This is a genomic window from Streptomyces sp. NPDC107559, from assembly GCF_055657365.1.
In genome coordinates, this window is sequence record NZ_JBVKBD010000001.1 from 789,926 (window position 1) to 815,886 (window position 25,961).

The window sequence follows — 25,961 nt, forward strand, 5'->3', positions numbered from 1 at the left end:
GCTCCTCGGGTCGTCAGGCATGCTCGGCGATGAGTTCGCGAGCCGCGTCCAGGTCGTCGGGGGTCTTCAGGGCCAGCGTCGTGACGCCGGGCAGCGCGCGCTTGGCCAGACCGGTCAGCGTGCCGCCGGGGCACACCTCGATCAGCGCGGTCGCGCCGAGCTCCTTGAAGGTCTCCATGCACAGGTCCCAGCGGACCGGGTTGGCGACCTGGCCGACCAGCCGGGCGACGACCTCGTCGCCGGTGGCGACGGTCCGCCCGTCCTTGTTGGAGACGTACACGACCTTCGGGTCGGCGGGCACGAGCTCCTTCGCGGCCTCGGCCAGCTTCTCGACCGCGGGTCCCATGTGGTGCGTGTGGAAGGCGCCGGCCACCTTCAGCGCGACGACCCGGCGTACGCCCTCGGGCTTGTCCGCCTCCAGCGCCGCGAGCTGCTCCAGCGTGCCCGCGGCCACGATCTGGCCCGCGCCGTTGACGTTGGCCGCGGTCAGGCCCAGCTTCTCCAGATGCGGGACGGTCACCTCGGGGTCGCCGCCGAGCAGCGCCGACATGCCGGTCCCGGTGATCGCGGCGGCCTCGGCCATGGCCAGGCCGCGCTTGCGCACGAGGCTCAGCGCGGTGGTGTCGTCGAGGACGCCCGCGAAGGCCGCGGCGGTGATCTCGCCGACGCTGTGGCCCGCGACCGCGCCCGGGGCGAGGTCCGTGACGGCACCGAGTGCCGAGGCGGACAGCAGTCCGGCGGCGACCAGGAGCGGCTGCGCGACAGCCGTGTCCCGGATCGCGTCCGCGTCGGCCTGCGTGCCGTAGTGGGCGAGGTCCAGCCCGATGGCGTCCGACCACGCGGCGAGGCGGTCGGCGAATCCGGGCAGTTCGAGCCAGGGGGTCAGGAAGCCGGGCGTCTGAGCGCCCTGGCCGGGAGCGACGAGTACGAGCACTCTCACACTCTCTCTTGGGGACGGCCACGGCCGCCCGTGGGGACAGGGACGAAGAACAGCAGGGGGTTTTGTAGGCCTTCGACAAACCTAGGTCTGGGGATCTCCATCGACCAGACGCCCCAGGATCAGCGCGATCCGCAGTGTGAACGCGGATCGTACATCGGATGGCGACCAGCCGGTGACGTCCGTCACACGTCGGAGCCGGTAGCGCACGGTGTTGGGGTGCACGAACAGCATCCGGGCGGCACCCTCCAGGCTGCTCGCCTGCTCCAGGTAGACACTGAGCGTCTCCAGCAGCGCGGAGCCGGCCTCCTCCAGCGGTCTGTAGATCTCCTCCACCAGCTGCTCGCGCGCGCCGGGGTCGCCGGCGATCGCGCGCTCCGGGAGCAGATCGTCCGCCAGTACCGGACGCGGGGCGTCCTGCCAGGCGGAACACGCCTTCAGCCCCGCCGCGGCGGCCTGCGCGGACCGGGTTCCGGCCAGCAGGTCGGGGACGACGGGACCGGCCACGACCGGCCCCTGGGCGAACGGCCCGATCAGCGACTTGGCCACCGCGAGGGGGTTGTCGCTGCCACCGGCGATCACCACGAGCCGGTTGCCCAGCACCCCGGTGAGCACCTGGAGCTTGGCGTGCCGGGCGGCCCGCCGGATGGCCTCCACGGTCAGTTCGGAGTCGCCGTCCGGGGCGGTCCCCAGCACCACGCACACGTGTTCCGGGGCGTTCCAGCCCAGCGCGGCGGCCCTGCTCACCGCGCCCTCGTCGGCCTCCCCGCTGAGCACGGCGTTGACGACGAGCGACTCCAGACGCGCGTCCCAGGCACCGCGTGCCTCGGCGGCCTGGGCGTAGACCTGGGCGGTGGCGAAGGCGATCTCGCGGGCGTAGACGAGCAGCGCCTCGCGCAGCACGCGCTCGTCCCCCGGGGCCGCGACCTCGTCGATCGCGCTCTCCATGACCTCGATGGTGGTGCGCACCATCTCGACGGTCTGGCGCAGGGTGATGGCCCGGGTCAGCTCGCGCGGCGCGGTCCCGAACACGTCGGTGGAGATGGCCTGGGGGGCGTCGGGATGCCGGAACCACTCGGTGAAGGCGGCGATACCGGCCTGCGCGACGAGCCCGATCCAGGAGCGGTTCTCCGGGGGCATGGCCCGGTACCACGGCAGCGTCTCGTCCATCCGGGCGATGGCCTGGACGGCGAGGGTCCCGGCGGACTTCTCCAGCCGCTTCAGGGTCGCGGCGTGCGTCTGGACGTCGTGCGCTGCGCTGGGGGACTTGCTGGTTTCGGGTTCGGGCACGGGACAAGACTGCCTTATCGGGACGCCGACGTGTGCCGCCGGGTCGTGCGCGCGGTCCGCGGCGGGTCCCCCGCGGGGCTACCGTGGTGGTCGTGATGGACGTACGGCGCGCAGGCGAGCGCTACCGCGGAGGGGATCCGCGGGCCGGGATCGACTCCCGGCACGCCTTCTCCTTCGGCCCCCACTACGACCCCGGCAACCTCCGCTTCGGCGCGGTGATCGCCTGCAACGAGGAGCGCCTCGTCCCGGGCGCCGGCTTCGACGAGCACCCGCACAGTCACACGGAGATCGTGACGTGGGTGGTCGAGGGCGAGCTGACCCACCGCGACTCCCTCGGCCGCGAGACGGTGGTGCGCGCGGGGGACGTCCAGCGCCTGAGCGCGGCCTCCGGTGTCCGGCACGTGGAGCGCAACGACGCCGCCGTCCCGCTGACCTTCGTCCAGATGTGGCTGGCCCCGCGCGAGCCGGGCGGCGACCCGGTCTACGAGATCGTCCGGGGCATCGCCGACTCCACCCCCTACGCGGTCCCGGAGGCGGCCGCGATGCTGCACGTTCGGCGGCTGGCCGCGGGGGAGCGGACGGCGGTACCGGACGCGGCCCATGTGTACGTCCATGTCGTACGCGGCGCGGTGCGGCTGGACGGCGCGGAGCTGGCGGCGGGGGACGCGGCGCGGATCACCGACGCGAAGGACCTGGAGGCGGTGGGGGTGACGGCGGCGGAGCTGCTGCTGTGGGAGATGGCGGCGGCCTGACCGGGCGACCGGCCGTCCTTATCTTTCCGGGCGGGTGGCGCCCCGCCCCGGCGGCGCGTCGTGCGTCCGCGCCCGGAGGGAGGCGAGGGTGGGGGCCCTGGCCGGACCCCGCGGGTCAGCGGGCGAGTTCGGCGAGCACCGCGTCGGTGAAGGGCGGCCACGCCTCGACGGCCCAGGGCCCGAAGGCGCGGTCGGCCAGGGCGGCGCACGCGAGCCGCGCGTCCGGGTCGATCCACAGGAACGTCCCCGACTGCCCGAAGTGGCCGAACGTCCGCGGCGAGGACGAAGCGCCCGTCCAGTGCGGCGCCTTGGCGTCCCGGATCTCGAAGCCGAGGCCCCAGTCGTTGGGGTTCTGGTGGCCGTAGCCCGGCACGACGCCCTTCGTGCCCGGGTACTGCACGGTCATCGCCTCGGCGACGGTCCGCGGGTCGAGCAGCCGCGGCGCCTGCACCTCCGCGGCGAACCGCAGCAGGTCCGTCACCGTCGACACCCCGTCCTTCGCCGGGGAGCCGTCGAGACTGGTGTCCGTCATACCGAGCGGCTCCAGCACCGCCTGGTGCAGATACTCGGCGAACGGGATGTCCGTCGCCTTGGCGATGTGCTCCCCGAGCACCTCGAAGCCCGCGTTGGAGTACAGCCGTCGCTCCCCGGGCGCCGACATCACCCGGTGCTCGTCGAACGCCAGCCCCGAGGTGTGGGCGAGCAGATGACGGACCGTCGAGCCCGCGGGGCCGGCCGGCTCGTCGAACTCGATCGCCCCCTCCTCGTACGCGACGAGCGCGGCGTAGGCGGCGAGCGGCTTGGTGACCGAGGCCAGCGGGAAACGCCGCCCGGCGGGTCCATGGGTCCCCAGGACCGTGCCGTCGGCCCGTACGACACCCGCCGCAGCGGTGGGAACCGGCCAGTTCTCGATCATTGCCAAGCTGTTCAGGGGCATGGTCCAGAGCCTAAGCGGCTCACAGGGGCAACTCCGTCAAGGGGCCGGGCTCGGCCCGGCCCACGAGACTCGCGCACGGCACGCCGGTCGGCGTGATCACGCCATGCTCCTTGTTTTCCGGCCTTTCCGTTTGCCTGGAGTGCACTCGAAGGTCATAGCTTGGGGGTCATGACGGTGATGCACACCACGCCCGCGGCCACCGAACAAGCTCCCGCCCCCACGGACATCTGCTCCGCCCCGCCGCCCAGCCGGTATCCACGCCCCGACGGCCGGGACCGCTACACGATCAGCGAGGTCGTCGCGTTCACCGGTCTGACCGCACACACCCTGCGCTGGTACGAGCGGATCGGTCTGATGTCGCACATCGACCGTTCGCACACCGGCCAGCGCCGCTACAGCAACCGGGACCTGGACTGGCTCGACCTCGTCGGCAAGCTGCGGCTGACCGGCATGCCGGTCGCCGACATGGTCCGGTACGCGGAGCTGGTGCGCGAGGGCGAGAGCACCTACGGCGAGCGGCGCGACCTCCTGGAGGCGACCCGGCGGGACGTCCGGGCCCGGATCGCCGAGCTGCGGGACACGCTCGCCGTGCTCGACCGGAAGATCAACTTCTATACGGACGCCGGAAGCGTCCGCGAAACGGAGCGCGCAGGATGACGGACGGCAGGATACGGACCGTGCGGCTCGGCGGGAGCGGTCCCGAGGTCGGCCTCCAGGGACTCGGCTGCATGGGCATGAGCTGGGCGTACGGCGCACCCGACGTGAAGGAGTCGCGCGCCGCCCTGGAGCGTGCGCTGGAACTGGGCGTCACTCTCTACGACACCGCCGAGGGTTACGGCGACGGGGACAACGAGCGGTTCCTCGCGCCGTTCTTCGAGGCGCACCGGGACGAGGTCGTGATCGCGACCAAGTTCGGCGTCCGGGTGCCGCCCGAGGACCGCAGCAGGCGGATCGTCCGGGGCGATGCGGCATACGTCCGCCAGGCCGTGGAGGGCAGTCTCGGACGTCTCGGCGTCGATGTCATCGACCTCTACTACATGCACCGGCGCGATGTGAACGTGCCGATCGAGGAGACCGTCGGCGCGATGGCCGAGCTGGTGAGCGCGGGCAAGGTGCGGCACCTCGGCCTGAGCGAGGTCACGGCCGACGAGCTGCGCGCCGCGCAGGCCGTGCACCCCATCGCCGCGGTGCAGTCGGAGTGGTCGCTGTTCAGCCGGGACATCGAGGCCCGGGTGGTGCCGGCCGCCGCCGAGCTGGGCGTGGCCCTGGTGCCCTACTCGCCGCTCGGACGCGGTTTTCTCACCGGCACGTTCTCCGACGCGGCCAAGGAGCTGTCCGACGACGACGTCCGCCGTACGATGCCCCGCTTCAGCAGGGAGAACGCGGTGGCGAACGCGGCCCTCCTGGAGCCGCTGCGCACGGTCGCCGAGGCTCACGGCGTCTCCCTCGCGCAGATCGCCCTGGCCTGGGTCCAGCAGCGTTCGGCGGTGCACGGTCTGCCGGTCGTGCAGATCCCGGGTACGACCCGACGCCGCAGGGTGGAGGAGAACGTGGCGGCGACCCGGGTCGTCCTGACGGAGCAGGAGCTGGCCCTGCTGGAGCCCATCGCCGGCCAGGTGGCGGGCACCCGGTACCCGGACATGTCGTTCTCCTCCGCCGGGCGCGAGTAGCCGGTCCCCGGGGGCGTCAGAACTCCGCGAGCAGCTCCGCCTTCTTCACCGAGAACTCCTCGTCCGTCAGCAGCCCGGCCCGGTGCAGCTCGCCGAGATGACGGATCCGTTCGGCGATGTCGGCGGGATCGCGGCGCGGCGCCGGGACGGTGAGCGCGGCCGCGGGTACGGCAGGCGCGGCCGCCGGCCCGCCGGCCCGCACCGCGGCCAGCACGGCCGCGGCGAACGGCAGCGACTCGTGCACCGGTCCGTACCCCAGGCCGAACACCACCGCCGCCGGGTCCTGGTCGGCCTGCGCGGCCTGCTGCTCGGCCGGGTCCCGCCGCAGCAGCCGCAGATGCCCCTCGAAGACCTCGGGGGAGCGCCATTCGACCCCGGCGAGGCCGGTGACCGGGAAACTCTGGTCGCCGGCCTTCCACTTCGCCGAGGACGCGCCCGTCCAGAACCAGCGGAAGGCCACCGTCCGGCCGTCGAAGGACGCCTTCGCGTCGTACGCCTTGAACTGCCGGGGCGCCTCGGGCGCGGGCACCAGATGGCGCTCGGCCGGGCCGGACTCGGTGAGCAGGGCACGCAGTTCGTCGGCGTAGTACTCGGCGAGCGTCGCGCGCTCGGCCGGCAGCACCAGCCGGTAGGGGTCGGCGCCCTCCTTGAGCTGCCCGTCGGCCGCCTCCATCAGCGGGTCGGCGCCCGGCCGGGGCTCGGCCCGCAGGACGACCGTGCCGCGCTTGCCGGGAGTGAGGGTCACCGCCTCGATCGCCGCGAGCGGGACGCGCCGTTCGCCCAGCGCCTGGAAGAGCTTCGGTGTGCGGATCCCCCGTTCGTAGCGGATGAGCACGGAGTCGGACTCGAACTCCCAGGCGGCATGAAATCCGGCCAGTACGTCACCCATGCGGCTCATCGTATGCGGCACGAGCTCCTCCGTCGCCTCCCCGGGCAGACCGCGATTTCTACGTCTCTACGCGCGTTCTGCCGTTGCCTTGCCGGGCAGGCCCGCCCGGCACCCCTTGTCCTGCTGGGCGCACCGCACCGCCCGGTACGCGCCCGTGCCGATGTCGGCGAGGTTGCGCAGGCTGTCCGTGCCCGGCTCGAAATAGCCGCTGTGCCCCTGTGCGTCGTGCGCCGACAGCACCCGGGCGCCGAACGCGGGGGACACCGGGTCGGCTCCGTGGCCGAGGCCCCCGACCTCCAGGTGCGGCACGTCCTGCACCCAGTCGCTCGCGTCCCGCATCGCCCACACCCGGGCGGAGGTGCCCAGGTGGGCGACGCTCGGCACCCGCATCCCCGGGCTGGCGGCCACGGCTATGTCGACCACCCGGCGGGGCATGTCGCGCGCGGCGACCCCGCACAGCACGGAGCCGTAGCTGTGACAGAACATGGCGACCGGCGTGGTGCCGGGCAGCGCGCGCAGCAGCGCGTTCAGCCGGACGGCGCCGTCCTCGGCGCGCATCGCGGTGGCCGAGTCGATGCCGAGTCCGGCGGGGGCCGTGTAGTCGGCCCAGGCGATCACCGCGGTACGGACCGCGGGGCGCACGGACCGCTCGGCGCGGTGGAGGGACTTGGCCATGCCGACGGGCGCCGAGTACCTGCGGTTGGTGCGCTGGAAGGTGAGCAGGTCGGTGTCGACACCGGGGACGACGACCGAGATCCGCTCGGCCCTGGCGAGATCCCCGAAGACCTCGGCGGCGCGGCCGGAGCTCTCCGGGTCGAAGGCGAGGATCTGGCGGCCGCCGCTCATCATCGACTCGAAGCGGTGCATCCTGCGCCCCGCCTCCTGCTGCCCCGCCGGGCTGAGCCGGCTGTCGTGCATGCGCGCCCGCTCGACCTCGCGGGCCTGTCCGAGCGCGACCCGGTTGGCGCGGTAGCGCAGCCGGACCGGGGCGCCGTTCATGTTGCCGACCGCGAGCGGGTAGCGGGTCGCGAGCTCGTTGCGCTCGCGCGGGGTGAGCGAGGCGAAGAACCGGGACAGCCGGGCGGGGGCCGTGTGCGGGTCGGGCAGCCGGTGTCCGCCGGCGCGGCCGTGCTCCCAGGCCGTCAGGGAGGCCTGGAGGGCGGTCGCCTCCCGCTGCTGGCGCAGAGCCGTCCAGCCGGTGGTCGCCAGCATCACGAACACGACGGCCAGTGCGAGCAGCGCGCGCCAGACGTTGAGTTGCGGGGAGGAGCCGAAGGAAGTCACTGGGAGGACACACTAGGAGAACGAGAGGGCCACGCGTTAACCGAGTGACAGGGATCACGTTTCGATGGCGGTGGCGATGCTCGCGGGCGCCCTCGGGTGCCGCTGGGGCAAGGTTCCGGCCCGGTTCTCAGTCGAGGCCGGCGGGGGCGCGCCAGTGTCCGGTGAGTGCCACGCCGACCTGGTCGAGGTAGCGGGCCGTCAGCTCCCGGATCGCCCGCGGGCTGAAGTCGTCGCCCGTGCTCCACTGGCGTTCCGTCACCCGGATCACCCCGCCGAAGACGGCCACCGCGAGGCGGGGCCGCGGATCGGTGTCCAGGTCGAGTCCCTCGCGCTCGGCCAGCACGCGCGCGATGCGCTCCTCCGTCTCCGCGGAGCGGCGCAGATGGGCGGCGAGCAGGGCGGGCGTCGACTCGATGGTCCGGTACATCCGTACGTACAGCTCGACCGGTACGACGGCCTCGATCACCTCGCTGAGCCGGTCCCAGTCCTCCAGCAGCGCGTTGCGCAGGGCCTCCATGGGAGCCTCCCCCGGCGGCCGCGCCGCCACCGACGCGACGAAGTGCGCCTCCGCCGTCTCCTGGACGGCGAACGCCGCGTCCTCCTTGCCGGCGAAGTAGCGGAAGAAGGTGCGCTGCGAGACCTCGACGGCCTCGGCGATGTCGTCGACGGTGGTCTCTTCGTAACCGCGGCCGGTGAACAGGTCGAGGGCGGCCCGCAGCAGCGCCTCCCGGGTGCGCTGCTTCTTGCGCTCGCGCAGTCCGGGCGGTGGTGCGGTGTCCATGGGGTCTCTCCTGCCTGTTCGGTACGCGGCGTGACAGTTACCGACTTGTGAACTGGTTTGTCAATTGTCAGTGGCTGTCACTAGCCTCGAAGGCATGACTAGTCAGACCACCATCGACACGACGGGGCCGGGGGACAAGGCACCGGCCGCCACCCCGTCCGGTCCGGCCCCGGAGGCCGGCGGACTGCGCGGGCACCCGTGGCTCACCCTCATAACCGTCGCCGTCGGCGTCATGATGGTGGCCCTCGACGGCACCATCGTGGCCATCGCCAACCCGGCGATCCAGAAGGACCTCGGCGCCACCTTCGCCCAGGTCCAGTGGATCACCAACGGCTACTTCCTCGCCCTCGCGGTCTCCCTGATCACCGCGGGCAAGCTCGGCGACCGCTTCGGCCACCGGCAGACCTTCCTCATCGGCGTCGTCGGCTTCGCCGCCGCCTCGGGTGCCATCGGCCTGTCCGACAGCATCGCGCTCGTCGTCACCTTCCGCGTCTTCCAGGGCCTGTTCGGCGCGCTGCTGATGCCGGCCGCGCTGGGCCTGCTGCGGGCCACCTTCCCGGCCGAGAAGCTCAACATGGCCATCGGTATCTGGGGCATGGTCATCGGTGCCTCCACCGCCGGCGGCCCGATCCTCGGCGGTGTGCTGGTCGAGCACGTCAGCTGGCAGTCGGTGTTCTTCATCAACGTGCCGGTCGGCGTCGTCGCCCTCGTCCTGGGCGGCCTGATCCTGCTCGACCACCGGGCCGAGAACGCCCCGCGCTCCTTCGACCTGCTGGGCATCGCGCTGCTCTCCGGCGCGATGTTCTGCCTGGTCTGGGCGCTCATCAAGGCTCCGGCGTGGGGCTGGGGCGACGGCCTGACCTGGGCCTTCATCGGCGGCTCGGCCGTGCTCTTCGGGGCGTTCGCCTTCTGGGAGACGAAGGTCGCGGAGCCCCTCATCCCGCTGGCGCTGTTCCGCTCGGTCCCGCTGTCGGCGGGCGTGCTCCTGATGGTCCTGATGGCCATCGCGTTCATGGGCGGCCTGTTCTTCGTGACGTTCTACCTCCAGAACGTGCACGGCATGAGCCCGATCGACGCCGGCCTGCACCTGCTGCCGCTGACCGGCATGATGATCGTCGGCTCGCCGCTGGCCGGCCTGGCGATCACCAAGCTGGGCCCGCGGATCCCGCTGGCCGGCGGCATGGCGGCCACCGCGATCGCCATGTACGGCATGTCCACGCTGGAGACGGACACCGGCAGCGGCATCATGTCGCTCTGGTTCGCCCTGCTGGGCTTCGGCCTCGCGCCGGTCATGGTCGGCGCCACGGAGGTCATCGTCGGCAACGCCCCGATGGAGCTCTCCGGTGTCGCCGGCGGTCTCCAGCAGGCCGCGATGCAGATCGGCGGCAGCCTCGGCACCGCCGTCCTCGGTGCGGTCATGGCGTCGAAGGTGGACAGCGACCTCGCCGGCAACTGGAAGGCCGCGGGTCTGCCGCAGCTCACCCCCACGCAGCTGGACCAGGCCGCCGAGGCGGTCCAGGTCGGTGTGGCGCCGGTGGCCCCGGGCACCCCGGCGGCGATCGTCGCGAAGATCACGGATGTCGCGCACGACACCTTCATCTCCGGTATGAGCCTGGCGTCCCTCGTCGCCGCCGGTGTCGCGGTGGTGGCGGTCTTCGTCGCCTTCCTCACCAAGCGCGGCGAGAACGCCGAAGCGGGGATGGGAGGCGCCCACATCTGACGGGAGTCTGACGGCGTTTTCACGGTAATTCCCCTATGAGGGTGACAACGCCAGAGAATCCTGTCCGCCGGCACGCGTCGCACGTAACAGTGGGTCAAGTCCTCCGGTACGGCATGTTCCACAGGCATGTCCGTACGGCAAGGAGGGCGGCCGGGCTGCGGCGCGCTGCCGGAGGGGGGCAGCGCGCCGAGGCCCGCGGGCCGATGACCGGCCCCGGCCCGATCGGGAGCGGGCGAGGCGCCCGCCCCCGGAAGCCCGCCCGGCCCGCCGTCCCCCTCGGGGGATGTCCGCACGCCCCGCGCTCAGTGCGTCTGTTCGCCGCCCACCGGCTCCCGTACGGCCCCCGCCCGGGACAGCGCCGCCACCTCCGCGCGCAGGGCCCGCACCTCCTCCGTCAACCGCTCGATCGCCTCCGTCTGGCGCCGCTCCTCCACGTCGTCCTTCTCGAACCGGGCGATGAACCACGCGGCGATGTTCGCGGTGACCACACCCAGCAGGGCGATCCCGGACAGCATCAGCCCGACGGCCAGCACCCGGCCCATCCCGGTGGTCGGCGCGTGGTCCCCGTACCCGACCGTCGTCATCGTCGTGAAGGACCACCACACGGCGTCACCCAGCGTGCGGATGTTCCCGTTGGGCGAGTCCCGCTCCACCGACAGCACGGCCAGCGAGCCGAACATCAGCAGCCCGACGACCGCCCCGCCCACATAGGTCGTCAGCCGGATCTGGGAGGCCATCCGCGCCCGCCGGCCCACCAGCATCAAGGTCGCCACCAGCCGCAGCAGTCGCAGCGGCTGAAGGATCGGCAGCACCACCGCGCCCAGGTCCAGCCAGTGCGTGCGGACGAACTCCCGGCGGTGCCCGGACATCGCCAGGCGCACCAGATAGTCCGCGGCGAACGCCCCCCACACCGCCCACTCGGTCACCGTGCACGCGATCGTCAGCGTGCGTCCGGCCGAACTGTCCACGATCGGCACGGCATAGGCGAGGGCGAACACCACGGCGAGGGCCAGCAGCGGCCGTTGGGTGCGCTGCTCCCAGCGGACCTGTCCCGATTGTTCCTCCATGAGCGCATCGTAAAGAACGCGTAAGGGCGGCGGGACCGATCGGTCCCGCCGCCCCGGCGTGCGCTCAGGCGCGCGGAGTCACGCGTCGCCCCCGGCCGTCCCCGGATCCGCCGCCGCCACGTCGAGCAACTGGTACCGGTCGACGGCCTGCTTCAGGACCGAACGGTCGACCCTGCCCTCGCGCGCCAGCTCGGTCAGCACCGCGACCACGATCGACGGCGCGTCGATGTGGAAGAACCGGCGGGCCGCGCCACGCGTGTCGGCGAACCCGAACCCGTCCGCGCCCAGCGACTGGTAGGTCCCCGGCACCCAACGGGAGATCTGGTCCGGAACCGAACGCATCCAGTCGGAGACCGCCACGAACGGCCCCTCGGCCGTGCTCAGCTTCCGTGTCACATACGGCACCCGCTGCTCCTCCTCCGGGTGCAGCAGGTTGTGCCGCTCGACCTCCACGGCCTCGCGCCGCAGTTCGTTGAAGGAGGTCGCCGACCAGACGTCGGCGCGCACGTTCCACTCCTCGGCCAGCATCCGCTGTGCCTCCAGGGCCCAGGGCACCGCCACGCCCGACGCGATGATCTGCGCCGGGACCGTGCCCGCGCTGCCCGAGGCGATCCGGTGGATGCCCTTGAGGATGCCGTCCACGTCGACGTCCGCGGGCTCCGCCGGATGCTGGATCGGCTCGTTGTAGACGGTGAGGTAGTAGAAGACGTCCTCGCTGTCGGGGCCGTACATCCGGCGCAGGCCGTCCTGCACGATGTGCGCGATCTCGTACCCGTAGGCCGGGTCGTACGCGACACAGCCGGGGTTCGTCGAGGCCAGCAGCTGCGAGTGGCCGTCCGCGTGCTGGAGTCCCTCACCGGTCAGGGTCGTACGTCCGGCGGTCGCGCCCAGCACGAAACCGCGCGCCAGCTGGTCGGCCATCTGCCAGAACTGGTCGCCGGTGCGCTGGAAGCCGAACATCGAGTAGAAGACGTAGACCGGGATGAGCGGCTCGCCGTGGGTCGCGTAGGCCGAGCCGGCCGCGATCAGGGAGGCCGTGCAGCCCGCCTCGGAGATGCCGTCGTGCAGCATCTGCCCGGTGGGCGACTCCTTGTAGGCGAGCAGCAGGTCACGGTCGACGGACTCGTACTGCTGCCCGAGCGGGTTGTAGATCTTCGCGCTCGGGAAGAACGAGTCCATGCCGAACGTGCGGTACTCGTCCGGCGCGATCAGCACGAAACGCCTGCCGATCTCCTTGTCCCGCATCAGGTCCTTCAGCAGTCGTACGAACGCCATGGTCGTGGCGATCGACTGCTGGCCGGAGCCCTTCTTCACGGTCGCGTAGGTCTTGTCGTCCGGCAGGACCAGCGGCCTGGCGCGCACCACCCGGGTCGGCACGTACCCGCCGAGCCCCCTGCGCCGGTCGTGCATGTACTGGAGCTCCTCCGAGTCGCGGCCCGGGTGGTAGTACGGCGGCAGGCCGGACTCCAGCTCCTGGTCGGAGATCGGCAGGTGCAGCCGGTCGCGGAAGCCCTTGAGGTCGGCGACCGTCAGCTTCTTCATCTGGTGCGTGGCGTTGCGGCCCTCGAAGTTCGGGCCCAGCGTCCAGCCCTTGACGGTCTTGGCGAGGATGACCGTGGGCTGGTCCCGGTGTTCGACGGCGGCCTTGAACGCGGCGTAGATCTTCCGGTGGTCGTGACCGCCGCGGCCCAGGTGCAGGATCTGATCGTCGGTCATGTGCTCGACCATGGCGCGCAGTCGCTGGTCGTCGCCGAAGAAGTGGTTGCGGATGTAGCCGCCCGACTCGGTGGCGTACGTCTGGAACTGGCCGTCCGGAGTCGTGTTCATCTTGTTGACCAGGATCCCGTCGCGGTCCTGGGCGAGCAGCGGGTCCCAGGTCCGGTCCCAGATCAGCTTGATCACGTTCCAGCCGGCGCCCCGGAAGACCGACTCCAGCTCCTGGATGACCTTGCCGTTGCCGCGCACCGGGCCGTCGAGCCGCTGGAGGTTGCAGTTGACCACGAAGGTCAGGTTGTCCAGGCCCTCGCGGGCGGCGATGGTCAGCTGGCCCAGCGACTCCGGCTCGTCCATCTCGCCGTCGCCGAGGAACGCCCACACGTGCGACCTGGAGGTGTCGGCGATCCCGCGCGCGTGCATGTAGCGGTTCATCCGGGCCTGGAAGATCGCGCCGATCGGGCCGAGGCCCATCGACACGGTCGGGAACTCCCAGAAGTCCGGCATCAGCCGCGGATGCGGGTACGAGGACAGACCGTAGGGCGCCCTGGACTTCTCCTGGCGGAACGCGTCCAGGTTGCGCTCGCTGAGGCGGTCCAGCAGGTACGCGCGGGCGTAGATGCCGGGGGAGGCGTGGCCCTGGAAGAAGACCTGGTCGCCGCCGTCCCCCTCGTCCTTGCCCCGGAAGAAGTGGTTGAAGCCGACGTCGTAGAGCGAGGCGGAGGAGGCGAAGGTGGCGATGTGGCCGCCGACGCCGATGCCCGGCCGCTGGGCCCGCGAGACCATCACGGCCGCGTTCCAGCGGGTTGCGTTGAGGATCCTGCGCTCGATCTCCTCGTTGCCGGGGAAGAACGGTTCGGCCCGGGTGGGGATGGTGTTGACGTAGTCCGAGCTGCGCATCTCGGGCACGGCGACGCGCTTCTCGCGGGCCCGCTCGATCAGCCGGAGCATGAGGTACCGGGCACGCTCCCGGCCGCGCTCGTCGATGGCCGCGTCCAGGGAGTCGAGCCACTCCTTGGTTTCTTCGGGATCGAAGTCAGGAACCTGACTCGGAAGGCCGCCAATGATGATCGGGTTTCGATCGGATCCGGAAGCCACGCTGGTCCTTACCTGTCAGAGGGCTGCTTTTGCTGTTCTTTCCCGGGTTCTCGGTCTGTCTGCGCCGCTCCCCATCGTGTACCTCGGTGCGACAAACGTCATCTCTACCGAGGGGTAACCCGGATCTGTGTCACTTCCCCCTGATTCCCGAAGGGACAAAGGGGGCACAAGGGTGTGGTGTGGGTCACTTCCGGCCGCTGCGGCGTGCCTGGAGTTGGGGCGACACGGCCCGGATCGTCACCGTTTCGGCGGTCTGAACCGCCGGGTACTTGCGCGATCCGCCCCGCCCGTGTGGACTACGGCCAATGCTTCGCGCACGCGCGTGGCTGAGATATTCACCAAGACATGATCAGGAGGCAACCCGTGAGCGCGACCGCGGACCACGCGGAGGAGCGGACGAGCCCTGCCGTCAGGCTGGGGTTCCAGCCCGAGCAGGTGGTCCAGGAGATCGGCTACGACGACGACGTAGACCAGGAACTCCGCGAGGCCATTGAAGAAGTTGTCGGCAGCGACCTGGTGGACGAGGACTACGACGACGTAGCCGATGCCGTGGTGCTGTGGTTCCGCGACGAGGACGGCGACCTGACCGATGTGCTGGTGGACGCCACCACGTACATCGAAGAGGGCGGCGCGATCCTGCTTCTCACGCCGAAGACCGGACGTGATGGCTACGTGGAGCCGAGCGACATCTCGGAAGCCGCGACGACGGCGGGGCTGTCGGCCTCCAAGAGCGTCAGCGTGGGCAAGGACTGGATCGGCAGCCGGCTGCTGACCCCGAAGGCGGCCAAGACCAAGAAGTAAGGTCCCGTCCCACCCCCCGGACGGGCTGGCGGTCAAGGTAGGCCAGCCCGTCCGCAGTTTCGTCGTGCCCGATGCGTAGGCTGGGCTCAGCGCTCTCAGCGTTGTCAGCGCTCTCACCCGAGCAGCCCACCGAAAGGGAAGCACGACGATGGCGATCCAGGTCGGCGACAAGGCCCCCGACTTCGAGCTCAAGGACAACCACGGCAGCGCCGTGAAGCTCTCCGACTTCCTCGGCAGCAAGAACGTGGTCCTGCTCTTCTACCCGTTCGCCTTCACCGGCGTCTGCACCGGTGAGCTGTGCGAGCTGCGTGACAACCTGCCGCAGTTCGCCGACCGCGACACCCAGCTGCTCGCGGTCTCCAACGACTCCATCCACACCCTGCGCGTCTTCGCCGAGCAGGAGGGCCTGGAGTACCCGCTGCTGTCCGACTTCTGGCCGCACGGCGAGGTCTCGCGCGCCTACGGCGTCTTCGCCGAGGACAAGGGCTGCGCGGTGCGCGGCACCTTCGTCATCGACAAGGCGGGCGTCGTGCGCTGGACCGTCGTCAACGCCCTGCCGGACGCGCGCGACCTGAACGACTACGTCAAGGCGCTCGACACCCTGTGACGGTTCGGTTCCACGGACTGCAAGGTGCGGGAACCCGTCACTAGGATCGAGTCGTTGATCCGATGCCAGAGCACGCAGGGGCTCCCCGCCCCAGGAAACCAATGGAGGACTCGTGGGAGTCAGCCTCAGCAAGGGCGGCAACGTTTCGCTGACGAAGGAGGCCCCCGGCCTGACGGCGGTCATCGTCGGCCTGGGGTGGGACGTGCGCACCACCACCGGTACGGACTTCGACCTGGACGCCAGCGCGCTGCTGCTGAACACGGCGGGCAAGGTCGCCAACGACGCGAACTTCGTCTTCTTCAACAACCTCAAGAGCCCCGACGGCTCGGTGGAGCACACGGGTGACAACCTCACCGGTGCGGGCGAGGGCGACGACGAGGCGATCAAGGTCGACCTGGCGAGCGTCCCGGCCGATGTCGACAAGATCGTCTTCCCGGTCTCGATCTACGACGCGGAGAACCGCCAGCAGTCCTTCGGCCAGGTGCGCAACGCGTTCATCCGCGTGGTGAACCAGGCCGGCGGCGCCGAGATCGCCCGTTACGACCTGTCCGAGGACGCCTCGACGGAGACCGCGATGGTCTTCGGCGAGCTGTACCGCAACGGCGCGGAGTGGAAGTTCCGTGCCATCGGCCAGGGCTACGCCTCGGGTCTGCGCGGCATCGCGCAGGACTTCGGCGTCAACGTCTGAGACCTGGTCCCGAACCAGGACGTCCGTCCGGCGCCGTCCCGTTTACGGGCGGCGCCGGACGCGCAGGACAACCGAAGAAGCAAGACCTAGGGGAGGACCAGCATCATGGGCGTCACGCTTGCCAAGGGGGGCAACGTCTCCCTGTCCAAGGCCGCGCCGAACCTCACACAGGTGATGGTCGGGCTCGGCTGGGACGCACGCTCCACCACCGGAGCCCCTTTCGACCTCGACGCCAGCGCGCTGCTGTGCAAGGACGGAAGAGTTCTGGGCGACGAGTGGTTCGTGTTCTACAACCAGCTCACCAGTCCGGACGGCTCGGTGGAGCACACGGGCGACAATCTCACCGGTGAGGGCGAGGGCGACGACGAGTCGATCATCGTGGACCTCTCCAGGGTGCCCGCGAACTGCGACAAGATCGTTTTTCCGGTGTCGATCCACATGGCCGACGAACGCGGCCAGACTTTCGGTCAGGTCAGCAATGCGTTCATCCGCGTCGCCAATCAGGCCGACGGCCAGGAACTGGCCCGTTACGACCTCTCCGAGGACGCCTCGACGGAAACCGCGATGATCTTCGGCGAGCTCTACCGCTACCAGGGCGAATGGAAGTTCCGGGCGGTGGGTCAGGGGTACGCGTCGGGTCTGCGGGGCATTGCCCTGGACTTCGGGGTCAACGTCTCGTAAAGCGATGTCGGCGAGGTCCCGTCGAGCGATGTCGGCGAGCGGGCCGGGCCCGTCACCCGGCGGACCTCGGCTCTTCAGGCAAGGCACATGGGCCCGCCCGTGTTGTCCGCAGAGCCCTCCCTCTAGACTTCGGGGTCAACACTTCGTAAAGCCGAGTGTGACGCGGGGGAGGCGCTTCCCCGGACTCCGTCCGGGACGTTCCCCTCACACAGGATTGGGTAGCCAGTGCTTCTGAAAACCTTCGGCTGGTCGTTCGCGGTCACCGCGCTCGGCTTGGTCGCAGCGGTCTTCTACGGGGGGTGGGAGGCTTTCGGCATCGTGGCGATCCTCTCCGTCCTGGAGATCTCGCTGTCGTTCGACAACGCGGTGGTCAACGCCGGAATCCTGAAGAAGATGAATGCCTTCTGGCAGAAGATCTTCCTCACGGTCGGCGTGCTGATCGCCGTCTTCGGGATGCGGCTGGTCTTTCCCGTCGTCATCGTCGCCATCAGCGCCAAGATCGGACCGATCGACGCGGTCGACCTCGCGCTCAACAACAAGGACCAGTACCAGCAGCTGGTCACCGACGCCCACCCGGCGATCGCCGCCTTCGGCGGGATGTTCCTGCTGATGATCTTCCTCGACTTCATCTTCGAGGACCGTGACATCCAGTGGCTGCGCTGGATCGAGCGGCCGCTGGCCAAGCTCGGCAAGGTCGACATGCTGTCGGTCTGCATCGCCCTGGTCGTTCTGCTGATCACCTCCTTCACCTTCGCGGCCCACGCCCACCAGCACGGCGGCGCGCATGTCGACAAGGCGCAGACGGTGCTCATCGCGGGCATCGCCGGTCTGATCACGTACATGGTCGTCGGCGGGCTCTCCGGCTACTTCGAGGACAAGCTGGAGGAAGAGGAGGAGCGCGAGCACGAGGCGGAGGAGGAGGCCGAGCGGACCGGCAAGAAGAAGCCGGCCATCGTGCTGGCCGGCCAGGCCGCGTTCTTCATGTTCCTCTACCTGGAGGTCCTGGACGCGTCGTTCTCCTTCGACGGTGTGATCGGCGCCTTCGCCATCACCAACGACATCGTGCTGATGGCCCTCGGCCTCGGTATCGGCGCGATGTACGTCCGCTCGCTCACGGTCTACCTGGTCCGCCAGGGCACCCTCGACGACTACGTCTACCTGGAGCACGGCGCGCACTACGCGATCGGCGCGCTGGCCGTGATCCTCATGGTCACCATCCAGTACCAGATCAACGAGGTCATCACCGGTCTCGTCGGCGTCGTCCTGATCGCCCTGTCCTTCTGGTCCTCCGTGCGCCGCAACCGCGCGCTGGCGGCGGCCGGGGGAGAAGCGGGGTCGGACGAGAAGGCCGAGGTCCCGTCCGGGGTGTGACGACCGGCGGACGAGGGGAACGCTTCGTGCGGGGCGGCAGGCGACAGAGGTCCGCCGGCCGCCCCGCAGGCTTTTCGGGTGTGGGTGAAGGTGGGGGTGGGGGCGGGGCATGGGCTTCTTCGACGGGCTCTGGCGCGGGCGCGCGCTCGATTTCGACTCGGGCAGCGCGGCGAGCAACGCGATCGAGCTGACCAAACGGCATCACTACGTCTCCCTCACCAAACAGGGAGCGGCCACCGGCACCCTGCGCATCAACCTGACCTGGCGGATGCGGACCTCCGACTTCGGCGGCAACCAGCGCGAGAGCCTGCTGCGCCACCCCTTCAAGGCGCTCAAGCCCCCGGAGGTCGTCGGCCACAGCCAGAGCATGGTCAACGTCGACCTCGACCTGGGCTGCCTGTACGAGCTGAAGGACGGCACCAAGGGCGTCGTCCAGCCGCTCGGCGGCTACCTGGGCGACGTCAACGCCCCGCCGTACGTGAAGCTCAGCGGTGACGACCGCTTCGGCTCGGCGTCCGGCGAGACCATGTACATCAATCTCGACCACCGCGACGACATCAAGCGTCTACTGGTGTTCGTATACATCTACGACCAGACGCCCGCCTTCGACCGTACGCATGCCCTCGTCACCCTCTACCCGAGCAACGGCCCGCGGATCGAGATCGGCCTCGACGAGCGCCATCCGCAGGCCCGCTCCTGCGCGGTCGTGCTGATAGAGAACGTGAAGGACGAGCTGATCGTCCGGCGCGAGGTGAAGTTCGTCTACGGCTTCCAGGCCGAACTGGACCGGCTGTACGGCTGGGGACTGCAATGGGGGCGGGGCTACAAGACGAAGGTCGACGGCTGACGCCCGCGGCCCCCAGGGGCGCCCGGACGGCCTGACCGGCCCCGACGGGCCCCGGGACCGGGTCCGGCGCGGTGCGGCGCCAGGCATCCCCGCGCATCCCCGCGCAGGTCCGCACAGGACTGGCGGACGCGGTGCCGTCAGCGGCCGATGAACTGCGGGCCCTGCGGAGGCAGCCGGAACTCCCCGGCCGCGGCCGGGACGGCCGGGACGGGCTGAGGATAGCCGTACGCGGGCTGGCTGGTCGGCTGCGGGTAGCCGTAGGCCGGCTGGACCGTCGCGGGCGGCTGCGGATAGCCGTAGGCGGGCTGGACGGGGACGTTCGCGGGCTGCTCCGGCGGCAGCGGCTGGGAGGTGGTGGGGGGCGGCGGCTGGACGGACTGCGACTCCTGGACGGCCTCCGCCTCGTCCACGGAGATGCCGAAGTCGGTCGCGAGACCCTTGAGCCCGTTCGAGTAGCCCTCGCCCAGCGCCCGGAACTTCCAGCCGTCCCCGCGCCGGTAGAGCTCACCGCAGATCAGCGCGGTCTCCTCGCCGGTCTCCGGCTTGATGTCGAAATAGGCCAGCGGTTCGCCCTCGGCGACCGAGGCGTCGTACAGCACGATGCGCAGTGACCGTACGCGATCGAACGTGACGCCGTCCGCCGAAGCGACCAGCAGAATCTGGCCGACGCTGGGCTCGACACCGACGAGATCTGTCTGGATCGTATCGGTGAGGCCCTCGGCCACCCGCTTCTTGCCGAGGCGCCAGACCTTCCCGGAGGGGTGCCGGGGCTGGTTGTAGAAGACGAAGTCCTCGTCGGAGCGCACCCGACCGTCGGGGCCCAGGAGCAGCGCGGAGACGTCCACGTCGGGGGCGCCCTGTCCGGGCGTCCAGCGCAGCACGGCGCGCACCGCCGTGGCTTCGAGCGGGACGTTCGACCCCTTCAGCATCGCGTGCGTCATGCGGTCATCCTGCCCTCTCGGTCCTGATCACGACAATGTGGGGGTGAAACCGGGCATGGTGACCCACTGTGTTTGTCGGCGTTACCTGAACTTCACGCCCGGAGGGAACCTCCTTCTCGGATCCCTACGTACTATTACCGGCCACACGTAGACACTTCACAGGCCACATTCATGCGCCGTTCCGTCACCATGGGGGAGCTCAATGCGTCATTTCGGGCACATCGCCCCTGAGGTGCGGAAGCGCCTCTTCGTCCAGGAGCCGTGCGAGTTCACCACGGACTCCCCGGCCCGGCTGCTGTCCGCGGCCCTGGGGGCCACGCTCTACAGTCCGGCGATCCGCCCTCGGCTCGCCGACGACATCGTCAAGCAGGCCGAACGCGGCGTGGTCTCGATGGTGCTGTGCCTGGAGGACTCGATCGCCGACGCGGACGTCGAGCAGGGCGAGGCGAACCTCGTCCGCCAGTTCGCCGACCTCGACGCGCGCACCGGCGTGGACCTGCCGCTGCTGTTCATCCGGGTCCGTACCCCCGAGCAGATCCCCGACCTGGTCCGCCGCCTCGGCCCCACCGTCCGGCGGCTGTCCGGGTTCGTCATGCCGAAGTTCACCGAGCAGCGCGGTGTCCCCTTCCTGGAGGCGCTCTCCGCGGCGGAGTCGGCGAGCGGCCGCCGCCTGTTCGCGATGCCGGTGCTGGAGTCGCCCGAGCTGCTGTACCGCGAGTCGCGCGTCGACACGCTGGAGGGCATCGCCCGCGCCGTCGACAAGTTCCGCGACCGGGTGCTCGCGCTGCGCCTGGGCGTGACCGACTTCTGCTCCTCATACGGCCTGCGCCGGGCCCCCGACATGACGGCGTACGACGTCCAGATCGTCGCCTCCGTGATCTCCGACGTGGTGAACATGCTGGGCCGCGCCGACGGCACCGGCTTCACGGTGACCGGGCCGGTGTGGGAGTACTTCCGCGTCCCGGAGCGCATGTTCAAGCCGATGCTGCGGCACAGCCCCTTCCTGGAGGGACAGGCCGTCGAGCTGCGCGAGATACTCATAGAGCACGCCATGGACGGACTGCTGCGGGAGATCTCCCTGGACCAGGCGAACGGCCTGCTCGGCAAGACCTGCATCCACCCCTCCCACGTACCGGCCGTGCACGCGCTGTCCGTGGTCAGTCACGAGGAGTTCAGCGACGCGGCGGACATCCTGCGGCCCGAGCGCGGCGGCGGGGGTGTGCTGCGGTCGGCGTACACGAACAAGATGAACGAGGTGAAGCCGCACCGCGCCTGGGCCGAGCGGACCATGCTGCGCGCGGAGGTCTTCGGCGTGGCGCACGAGGACGTCAGCTTCGTGGACCTGCTCGCCGCAGCCATCACCAGCTGAACCGGCCGGGCACCCGACCGGCGACATCGACCGGCGAGATCGACCGACGAACCCGACCGACGCACCGGCTACACACAAGGGACGCATGAACAACGCAGTGAACGACGGGGTCTGGTCCGGAACCTGGGTCGCCGAACGGCTCGGTCTCGAACTGGTGGGCGACGACCGGCTGGACGACCTGCTGGGGCTGGCCCTGCGCCGCAACCCCAAGCGGGCGCATCTGCTGGTCTCGAACGTGCTCGGCAAGCACGTGCCGCAGTCCCCGTCCGTCGTCTACGGCCACGGCTTCGACCTCGGCCGCCGGGTGCGCGACCTGCTCGGCGACGAGGAGGCGGCCCGGGCGGTCGTCCTCGGCTATGCGGAGACCGCCACCGGCCTCGGCCACTGTGTCGCCGACGGTCTGGGCCTCGCCCCCTACCTGCACTCCACCCGCCGTCCGGTCCCCGGCGTGGCCCGGGCGGGCGGCTTCGAGGAGTCCCACTCGCACGCCACCTCCCATCTGCTGCTGCCCGAGGACCCCGCGCTGCTGCGCGGCGACGGCCCGCTGGTCCTGGTCGACGACGAGTTCTCCACCGGCAACACGGTCCTGAACACCATCCGTGACCTGCACGGGCGCTATCCGCGCCGGCGCTACGTCGTGGTCGCGCTCGTCGACATGCGCTCGGCCGCCGACGCGGGCCGGCTGACGGACTTCGCCGCGGAGATCGGCGCCCGGGTCGACCTGGTGGCGGCCGCCTCCGGAACCGTGCTGCTGCCCGAGGGCGTGCTGGAGAAGGGGCAGGCGCTGGTGGCCCGGCACGAGTCCGCCGCGCCGGCCGCCCCGGCCCCGGACGGCCGGGTCGAGCGCGTCGACCTGGGCTGGCCGCGCGCCGTGCCCGACGGCGGACGGCACGGCTTCACCCCGGGCCACCGTGCCCGGCTGGAGGCCGCGCTGCCGGCGATGGCGGTCCGGCTCGCCGAGGCGATACCCGGCGACGCCCGGCGCGTCCTCGTCCTCGGCTTCGAAGAGCTGATGTACGCACCGCTCAGGCTGGCCCGCGAACTCGAACAGGCCGTGGCCGCCGACGTGCGCTACTCCACCACCACCCGCTCGCCCGTCCTGGCCGTCGACGACCCCGGCTACGCGATACGCAGCCGCCTGGTCTTCCCCGCCCACGACGACCCGGCCGACGGCCCCGGCGAGCGCTACGCCTACAACGTGGCCGGCGCGGGCTTCGACGCGATCGTGGCGGTCGTGGACTCGGCCGCGGACACCCCGCGACTGCACGCCCCCGACGGCCTGCTCGCCCAGCTCGCCGCGCACGCCCCGCACGTCCTGCTCGCGGTCGTGCCCTCGTACGTCCCCGAACCGCCGCACGTACCCGAAAGGCCCGCCATGCTGCCCGAGCCCCTTCGCGGCCCCGCCTTCTCCTCGTACGCGCCGGAGGAGGTGGGCTGGCTGCTCCAGGACCTCTCGGACGTCACTCTGGAGGCGCCGACCGAGGAGCGCGAGGAGGCCATCCAGAGCGGTGGCGCCCACTACGCCGAGTCGCTGCCGGTGGAGTACCAGCCCAGCGAGCACTACCAGGAGCTCTTCCACGCGGCGCTCGCCACCTCGGCGGCCCGGATCGCCCACGCCGTCGGCGTGGTCACCGAGACCGTGCTCGCGGAGCGCTCCCAGGACCGGACCGCGGCCCGCTCCGGCGAGGACACCCCCGCGGCCCGCCCGGTCCTGGTCTCGCTGGCCCGCGCGGGCACGCCGGTCGGCGTCCTGATGCGCCGCTGGGCCCAGTTCCGCTACGGCCTCGAACTGCCGCACTACGCCGTGTCGATCGTGCGCGGCCGGGGCATCGACGCCAACGCGCTGCGCTGGCTGGCCGCCCACCACGACCCCGCCGACGTGGTCTTCGTCGACGGCTGGACCGGCAAGGGCGCCATCACCCGGGAACTCGCCGACGCCATCAAGGAGTTCGAGGAGTCCGACGGCATCACCGGCTTCGACCCGGAGATCGCGGTGCTGGCCGACCCGGGCTCGTGCGTGCGCACCTACGGCACCCGGGAGGACTACCTCATCCCCTCCGCCTGCCTCAACTCGACCGTCTCGGGCCTGATCTCGCGGACGGTGCTGCGCGCGGACCTGGTGGGCCCGCACGACTTCCACGGCGCGAAGTTCTACCGCGAACTCGCCGGTACGGACGTCTCGGTGGACTTCCTCGACACGGTCGCCGCGCGCTTCGGCGAGGTGGTCGACGCGGTGGACGTGGCGGTCAAGGAGCTGCTGTCCGCCGACCGGACCCCGACCTGGGAGGGCTGGGCGGCCGTCGAGCGGATCAGCGAGGAGTACGGCATCCACGACGTCAACCTCGTCAAGCCCGGCGTCGGCGAGACCACCCGGGTGCTGCTGCGCCGGGTGCCGTGGAAGATCCTGGCCCGCGCCGGGGCGGGCGCCGACCTCGACCACGTACGCCTGCTGGCCGAGCAGAGAGGCGTGCCCGTCGAGGAGGTCGACGAACTCCCCTACACCTGCGTGGGCTTGATCCACCCCAAGTACACCCGCGGCGCGACCGGTGCCGACGGCAAGGCGGTGGCGGTCTGATGCCGGTGCTGGTGGCGAGCGACCTCGACCGTACGCTCATCTACTCCGCGGCGGCGCTCGCGCTGACCATGCCCGACGCGCGGGCCCCGCGGCTGCTGTGCGTGGAGGTGCACGAGAACAAGCCGCTGTCGTACATGACGGAGACGGCGGCCGCACTGCTCACGGAACTGGGTGACGCGGCGGTGTTCGTGCCGACCACCACCCGCACGCGCAAGCAGTACCTGCGCATCAACCTGCCGGGCCCGGCGCCGACGTACGCGATCTGCGCCAACGGCGGTCATCTGCTGGTGGACGGCGTGTCGGACCCGGACTGGCACGCGCAGGTGACCGCGCGGCTGGCCGACGAGTGCGCGCCGCTGGCCCAGGTGCAGGAGTACCTCGCGCGCTCCGCGGATCCGGTCTGGCTGCGCAAGCAGCGCATCGCCGAGGACCTGTTCGCCTATCTGGTCGTCGAGCGCGAGCTGCTGCCCGAGGAGTGGGTGAAGGAGCTCGCGGCCTGGGCGGAGAACCTCGGCTGGACGGTGTCGCTCCAGGGCCGCAAGATCTACGCGGTGCCGAAGCCGCTCACCAAGAGCGCGGCCGTGCGCGAGGTCGTCCGCCGCACCGGCGCCGACCTCACCCTCACCGCGGGCGACTCCCTGCTCGACGCGGACCTGCTGCTGGCCGCCGACCAGGGCTGGCGGCCGGGCCACGGCGAACTGGCCGACGACAACTGGACGGCACCCGCGGTCACCGCGCTGCCCGAGCGGGGTGTGCTGGCGGGCGAACGCATCCTGCGGGAGTTCCTGCGCGCCACCCGCGGCTGAACGCGGGCCGCCGCTTGTAGGCACCACGCGGTGCCTACAGCGGCGGCGCGGTGCCGTACAGCGGCGTGAGGCGGTGCCGTACGGCGTCGGCGCGGTGCCCCGTACAGCGGCGCTAGGCGGTGCCTACAGCGGCGCTAGGCGGTGCCTACAGCGGCGCGGGGCGGTGCCTACAGCGGGGCGAGGCGGTGCCCACTGCGGGGCGAGGCGGTGCCGTACGGCGGGGCGCTCGCCCGCTCCGTCACGGAGCCTCACTTCTTCCCCCGGGGGTCTCACAGCGCCCCGCAGCGCCCCACAAGGGCCCCACAAGCGCCCCACAAGGGCCCCGCAGCGCCCCGCAAGGGCCCCGCAGGGCCGCCGGGCGCGGTTCCGTTCCGGTCGGCCGTCAGCCGCAGCAGCCTCCGCCGCAGCAGCCACCGCCGCCCCCGCCCGCCCTGGGCGCGGGGGCGGCCGCGGCCGCCGACCCGCCCACCGCGACCGTTGAGAGCAACTTCACTGTGTCGGCGTGTCCGGCCGGGCAGTCGGCCGGATCGGCCGACTGCGCCATGGGGCGGCTGAGTTCGAAGGTGTCGCCGCAGGTCCGGCAGCGGTATTCGTAGCGAGGCATGGCTCAAGGCTAGGGCCTGTCCGGCGGAGGACGTCGCAGGAACGCATCGATGCGGTATCAGTCCAGGTGAGCGGGGTTTAGTGGGTCCGGCTGCCAGACGGAGGAGGGCGCCGGGTCGAGGGGGCAGCCGACGGCCGGCGACAACGCCACCGGGGACCGCCCCGCCGCGGGAGGGTGTGCCGGGTCCCGCGTCCGCGGCATGACCCCCCGGACAGGCCCTCACCGACACGACCGTAATGTGCGGTCTTGGATTGCCGTGCGATCGCTTCTGTCTGTTTCTTGTGCGGAGAATTCGCAAAGATCGCTGGTAATTTGGCAGAGCCGCGATGAGCCGCAGGGCTTGACCCTGATCCGGTGACACAGGGGGATACCCGCCGTACGGGCGGTAGTTGTGTCGAACCGCGCGAGCACCACGGAGTGCGGAGGGAGACCCAGTCGTGACCGACGAAGGGCAGGGGGCGGAGGCCCACGGGGGTGACGATCGGCCGCGCGGTCGCCGCGCGCCGAATCGTTCCCGCCGTCGGCGTGCCGAG

23 protein-coding genes are annotated in these 25,961 nt (G+C 71.1%); 13 read left to right on the top strand and 10 right to left on the bottom strand.

The genetic code is table 11. From position 1 onward, the window contains the following. Positions 1-13: 13 nt before the first annotated feature. Complete coding sequence (locus ACZ7OY_RS03285; RefSeq protein WP_471909788.1) at positions 14-934, bottom strand: ACP S-malonyltransferase; 921 nt, start codon at positions 932-934, stop codon at positions 14-16. Between the two features lie 87 nt (positions 935-1,021). Beyond that, the gene (locus ACZ7OY_RS03290) at positions 1,022-2,227 is read right to left on the bottom strand and encodes a PucR family transcriptional regulator (protein WP_471909789.1); all 1,206 of its coding nucleotides are present in this window, start codon (positions 2,225-2,227) and stop codon (positions 1,022-1,024) included. Positions 2,228-2,322: 95 nt separating this feature from the next. Here ACZ7OY_RS03290 and ACZ7OY_RS03295 point away from each other — a divergent pair, with 95 nt between their 5' ends. Continuing rightward, entirely contained in the window at positions 2,323-2,979 is a 657-nt protein-coding gene (locus ACZ7OY_RS03295) for a pirin family protein (protein WP_471910367.1), read from the top strand. Between the two features lie 115 nt (positions 2,980-3,094). Here the strand turns inward: ACZ7OY_RS03295 and ACZ7OY_RS03300 are convergent, their stop codons facing one another. Next, on the bottom strand, positions 3,095-3,916 hold the full coding sequence (locus ACZ7OY_RS03300; protein ID WP_471909790.1) for a serine hydrolase domain-containing protein: 822 nt from the start codon (positions 3,914-3,916) through the stop codon (positions 3,095-3,097). A 168-nt stretch (positions 3,917-4,084) separates the two neighbouring features. Between ACZ7OY_RS03300 and ACZ7OY_RS03305 the strand changes: the two genes are divergently transcribed. Both ACZ7OY_RS03305 and ACZ7OY_RS03310 read left to right on the top strand, forming a co-directional pair. After that, a complete protein-coding gene (locus ACZ7OY_RS03305) occupies positions 4,085-4,573 on the top strand; it encodes a MerR family transcriptional regulator (RefSeq protein ID WP_471909791.1) in 489 nt (162 codons plus the stop codon). Further along, positions 4,570-5,586: an aldo/keto reductase gene (locus ACZ7OY_RS03310; protein ID WP_471909792.1), complete on the top strand. Its 1,017-nt coding sequence runs from the start codon at positions 4,570-4,572 to the stop codon at positions 5,584-5,586. Before ACZ7OY_RS03305 ends, ACZ7OY_RS03310 begins: the two co-directional genes overlap by 4 nt. 16 nt (positions 5,587-5,602) lie before the next feature. Here the strand turns inward: ACZ7OY_RS03310 and ACZ7OY_RS03315 are convergent, their stop codons facing one another. The 3 genes from ACZ7OY_RS03315 to ACZ7OY_RS03325 form a co-directional block, all read right to left on the bottom strand. Next, positions 5,603-6,475: a DUF4429 domain-containing protein gene (locus tag ACZ7OY_RS03315; RefSeq protein WP_471909793.1), complete on the bottom strand. Its 873-nt coding sequence runs from the start codon at positions 6,473-6,475 to the stop codon at positions 5,603-5,605. A gap of 66 nt (positions 6,476-6,541) precedes the next feature. Next, positions 6,542-7,759, bottom strand: a complete 1,218-nt coding sequence (locus tag ACZ7OY_RS03320; protein ID WP_471909794.1) for an alpha/beta hydrolase — start codon at positions 7,757-7,759, stop codon at positions 6,542-6,544. Between the two features lie 127 nt (positions 7,760-7,886). Then, positions 7,887-8,540, bottom strand: a complete 654-nt coding sequence (locus ACZ7OY_RS03325; RefSeq protein ID WP_471909795.1) for a TetR family transcriptional regulator — start codon at positions 8,538-8,540, stop codon at positions 7,887-7,889. Positions 8,541-8,634: 94 nt separating this feature from the next. Here ACZ7OY_RS03325 and ACZ7OY_RS03330 point away from each other — a divergent pair, with 94 nt between their 5' ends. Then, positions 8,635-10,260, top strand: coding sequence for an MFS transporter (locus ACZ7OY_RS03330; RefSeq protein WP_471909796.1), 1,626 nt, complete (start codon positions 8,635-8,637; stop codon positions 10,258-10,260). Between the two features lie 302 nt (positions 10,261-10,562). Here the strand turns inward: ACZ7OY_RS03330 and ACZ7OY_RS03335 are convergent, their stop codons facing one another. Both ACZ7OY_RS03335 and aceE read right to left on the bottom strand, forming a co-directional pair. Beyond that, the gene (locus tag ACZ7OY_RS03335) at positions 10,563-11,327 is read right to left on the bottom strand and encodes a potassium channel family protein (protein ID WP_471909797.1); all 765 of its coding nucleotides are present in this window, start codon (positions 11,325-11,327) and stop codon (positions 10,563-10,565) included. A gap of 78 nt (positions 11,328-11,405) precedes the next feature. Continuing rightward, positions 11,406-14,138 carry a pyruvate dehydrogenase (acetyl-transferring), homodimeric type gene (gene aceE, locus ACZ7OY_RS03340; RefSeq protein ID WP_471909798.1) on the bottom strand — a complete coding sequence of 911 codons (2,733 nt, stop codon included), beginning with the start codon at positions 14,136-14,138 and terminating at the stop codon, positions 11,406-11,408. A gap of 363 nt (positions 14,139-14,501) precedes the next feature. On the opposite strand from aceE, the gene ACZ7OY_RS03345 reads away from it, so the two are divergent. From ACZ7OY_RS03345 to ACZ7OY_RS03370, 6 genes are all read left to right on the top strand, one after another. Next, entirely contained in the window at positions 14,502-14,939 is a 438-nt protein-coding gene (locus ACZ7OY_RS03345) for a DUF3052 family protein (protein ID WP_162468281.1), read from the top strand. 148 nt (positions 14,940-15,087) lie between these two features. After that, the gene (locus ACZ7OY_RS03350) at positions 15,088-15,546 is read left to right on the top strand and encodes a peroxiredoxin (protein WP_351603242.1); all 459 of its coding nucleotides are present in this window, start codon (positions 15,088-15,090) and stop codon (positions 15,544-15,546) included. Between the two features lie 112 nt (positions 15,547-15,658). Next, a complete protein-coding gene (locus tag ACZ7OY_RS03355) occupies positions 15,659-16,234 on the top strand; it encodes a TerD family protein (protein WP_471909799.1) in 576 nt (191 codons plus the stop codon). Between the two features lie 105 nt (positions 16,235-16,339). Beyond that, positions 16,340-16,915 (top strand): TerD family protein, encoded by a 576-nt coding sequence (locus ACZ7OY_RS03360; RefSeq protein WP_384730831.1) that lies wholly within the window; start codon positions 16,340-16,342, stop codon positions 16,913-16,915. A 225-nt stretch (positions 16,916-17,140) separates the two neighbouring features. Continuing rightward, on the top strand, positions 17,141-18,286 hold the full coding sequence (locus tag ACZ7OY_RS03365; RefSeq protein WP_471909800.1) for a DUF475 domain-containing protein: 1,146 nt from the start codon (positions 17,141-17,143) through the stop codon (positions 18,284-18,286). A gap of 109 nt (positions 18,287-18,395) precedes the next feature. Beyond that, entirely contained in the window at positions 18,396-19,133 is a 738-nt protein-coding gene (locus ACZ7OY_RS03370; RefSeq protein ID WP_471909801.1) for a TerD family protein, read from the top strand. 137 nt (positions 19,134-19,270) lie between these two features. Here ACZ7OY_RS03370 and ACZ7OY_RS03375 read toward each other — a convergent pair whose 3' ends face one another. Further along, complete coding sequence (locus ACZ7OY_RS03375; protein WP_471909802.1) at positions 19,271-20,074, bottom strand: TerD family protein; 804 nt, start codon at positions 20,072-20,074, stop codon at positions 19,271-19,273. Between the two features lie 202 nt (positions 20,075-20,276). Here ACZ7OY_RS03375 and ACZ7OY_RS03380 point away from each other — a divergent pair, with 202 nt between their 5' ends. From ACZ7OY_RS03380 to ACZ7OY_RS03390, 3 genes are all read left to right on the top strand, one after another. Beyond that, positions 20,277-21,443 carry an HpcH/HpaI aldolase/citrate lyase family protein gene (locus ACZ7OY_RS03380; protein WP_471909803.1) on the top strand — a complete coding sequence of 389 codons (1,167 nt, stop codon included), beginning with the start codon at positions 20,277-20,279 and terminating at the stop codon, positions 21,441-21,443. An 85-nt stretch (positions 21,444-21,528) separates the two neighbouring features. Continuing rightward, positions 21,529-24,018 (top strand): phosphoribosyltransferase, encoded by a 2,490-nt coding sequence (locus ACZ7OY_RS03385; RefSeq protein ID WP_471909804.1) that lies wholly within the window; start codon positions 21,529-21,531, stop codon positions 24,016-24,018. Continuing rightward, a complete protein-coding gene (locus ACZ7OY_RS03390; protein ID WP_471909805.1) occupies positions 24,018-24,824 on the top strand; it encodes an HAD family hydrolase in 807 nt (268 codons plus the stop codon). Before ACZ7OY_RS03385 ends, ACZ7OY_RS03390 begins: the two co-directional genes overlap by 1 nt. A 382-nt stretch (positions 24,825-25,206) precedes the next feature. Here the strand turns inward: ACZ7OY_RS03390 and ACZ7OY_RS03395 are convergent, their stop codons facing one another. Then, positions 25,207-25,428, bottom strand: coding sequence for an FmdB family zinc ribbon protein (locus tag ACZ7OY_RS03395; protein WP_471909806.1), 222 nt, complete (start codon positions 25,426-25,428; stop codon positions 25,207-25,209). Between the last annotated feature and the right edge of the window lie 533 nt (positions 25,429-25,961).

What these genes read in the sequence shown, in the direction of transcription:
- ACZ7OY_RS03295 (WP_471910367.1), top strand. Translation starts at nt 2,323, where the DNA reads ATGGACGTACGGCGCGCAGGCGAGCGCTACCGCGGAGGGGATCCGCGG.
- ACZ7OY_RS03300 (WP_471909790.1), bottom strand. Translation starts at nt 3,916, where the DNA reads ATGCCCCTGAACAGCTTGGCAATGATCGAGAACTGGCCGGTTCCCACC.
- ACZ7OY_RS03305 (WP_471909791.1), top strand. Translation starts at nt 4,085, where the DNA reads ATGACGGTGATGCACACCACGCCCGCGGCCACCGAACAAGCTCCCGCC.
- ACZ7OY_RS03310 (WP_471909792.1), top strand. Translation starts at nt 4,570, where the DNA reads ATGACGGACGGCAGGATACGGACCGTGCGGCTCGGCGGGAGCGGTCCC.
- ACZ7OY_RS03315 (WP_471909793.1), bottom strand. Translation starts at nt 6,475, where the DNA reads ATGGGTGACGTACTGGCCGGATTTCATGCCGCCTGGGAGTTCGAGTCC.
- ACZ7OY_RS03325 (WP_471909795.1), bottom strand. Translation starts at nt 8,540, where the DNA reads ATGGACACCGCACCACCGCCCGGACTGCGCGAGCGCAAGAAGCAGCGC.
- ACZ7OY_RS03330 (WP_471909796.1), top strand. Translation starts at nt 8,635, where the DNA reads ATGACTAGTCAGACCACCATCGACACGACGGGGCCGGGGGACAAGGCA.
- ACZ7OY_RS03335 (WP_471909797.1), bottom strand. Translation starts at nt 11,327, where the DNA reads ATGGAGGAACAATCGGGACAGGTCCGCTGGGAGCAGCGCACCCAACGG.
- ACZ7OY_RS03350 (WP_351603242.1), top strand. Translation starts at nt 15,088, where the DNA reads ATGGCGATCCAGGTCGGCGACAAGGCCCCCGACTTCGAGCTCAAGGAC.
- ACZ7OY_RS03360 (WP_384730831.1), top strand. Translation starts at nt 16,340, where the DNA reads ATGGGCGTCACGCTTGCCAAGGGGGGCAACGTCTCCCTGTCCAAGGCC.
- ACZ7OY_RS03370 (WP_471909801.1), top strand. Translation starts at nt 18,396, where the DNA reads ATGGGCTTCTTCGACGGGCTCTGGCGCGGGCGCGCGCTCGATTTCGAC.
- ACZ7OY_RS03375 (WP_471909802.1), bottom strand. Translation starts at nt 20,074, where the DNA reads ATGACGCACGCGATGCTGAAGGGGTCGAACGTCCCGCTCGAAGCCACG.
- ACZ7OY_RS03380 (WP_471909803.1), top strand. Translation starts at nt 20,277, where the DNA reads ATGCGTCATTTCGGGCACATCGCCCCTGAGGTGCGGAAGCGCCTCTTC.
- ACZ7OY_RS03385 (WP_471909804.1), top strand. Translation starts at nt 21,529, where the DNA reads ATGAACAACGCAGTGAACGACGGGGTCTGGTCCGGAACCTGGGTCGCC.
- ACZ7OY_RS03390 (WP_471909805.1), top strand. Translation starts at nt 24,018, where the DNA reads ATGCCGGTGCTGGTGGCGAGCGACCTCGACCGTACGCTCATCTACTCC.
- ACZ7OY_RS03395 (WP_471909806.1), bottom strand. Translation starts at nt 25,428, where the DNA reads ATGCCTCGCTACGAATACCGCTGCCGGACCTGCGGCGACACCTTCGAA.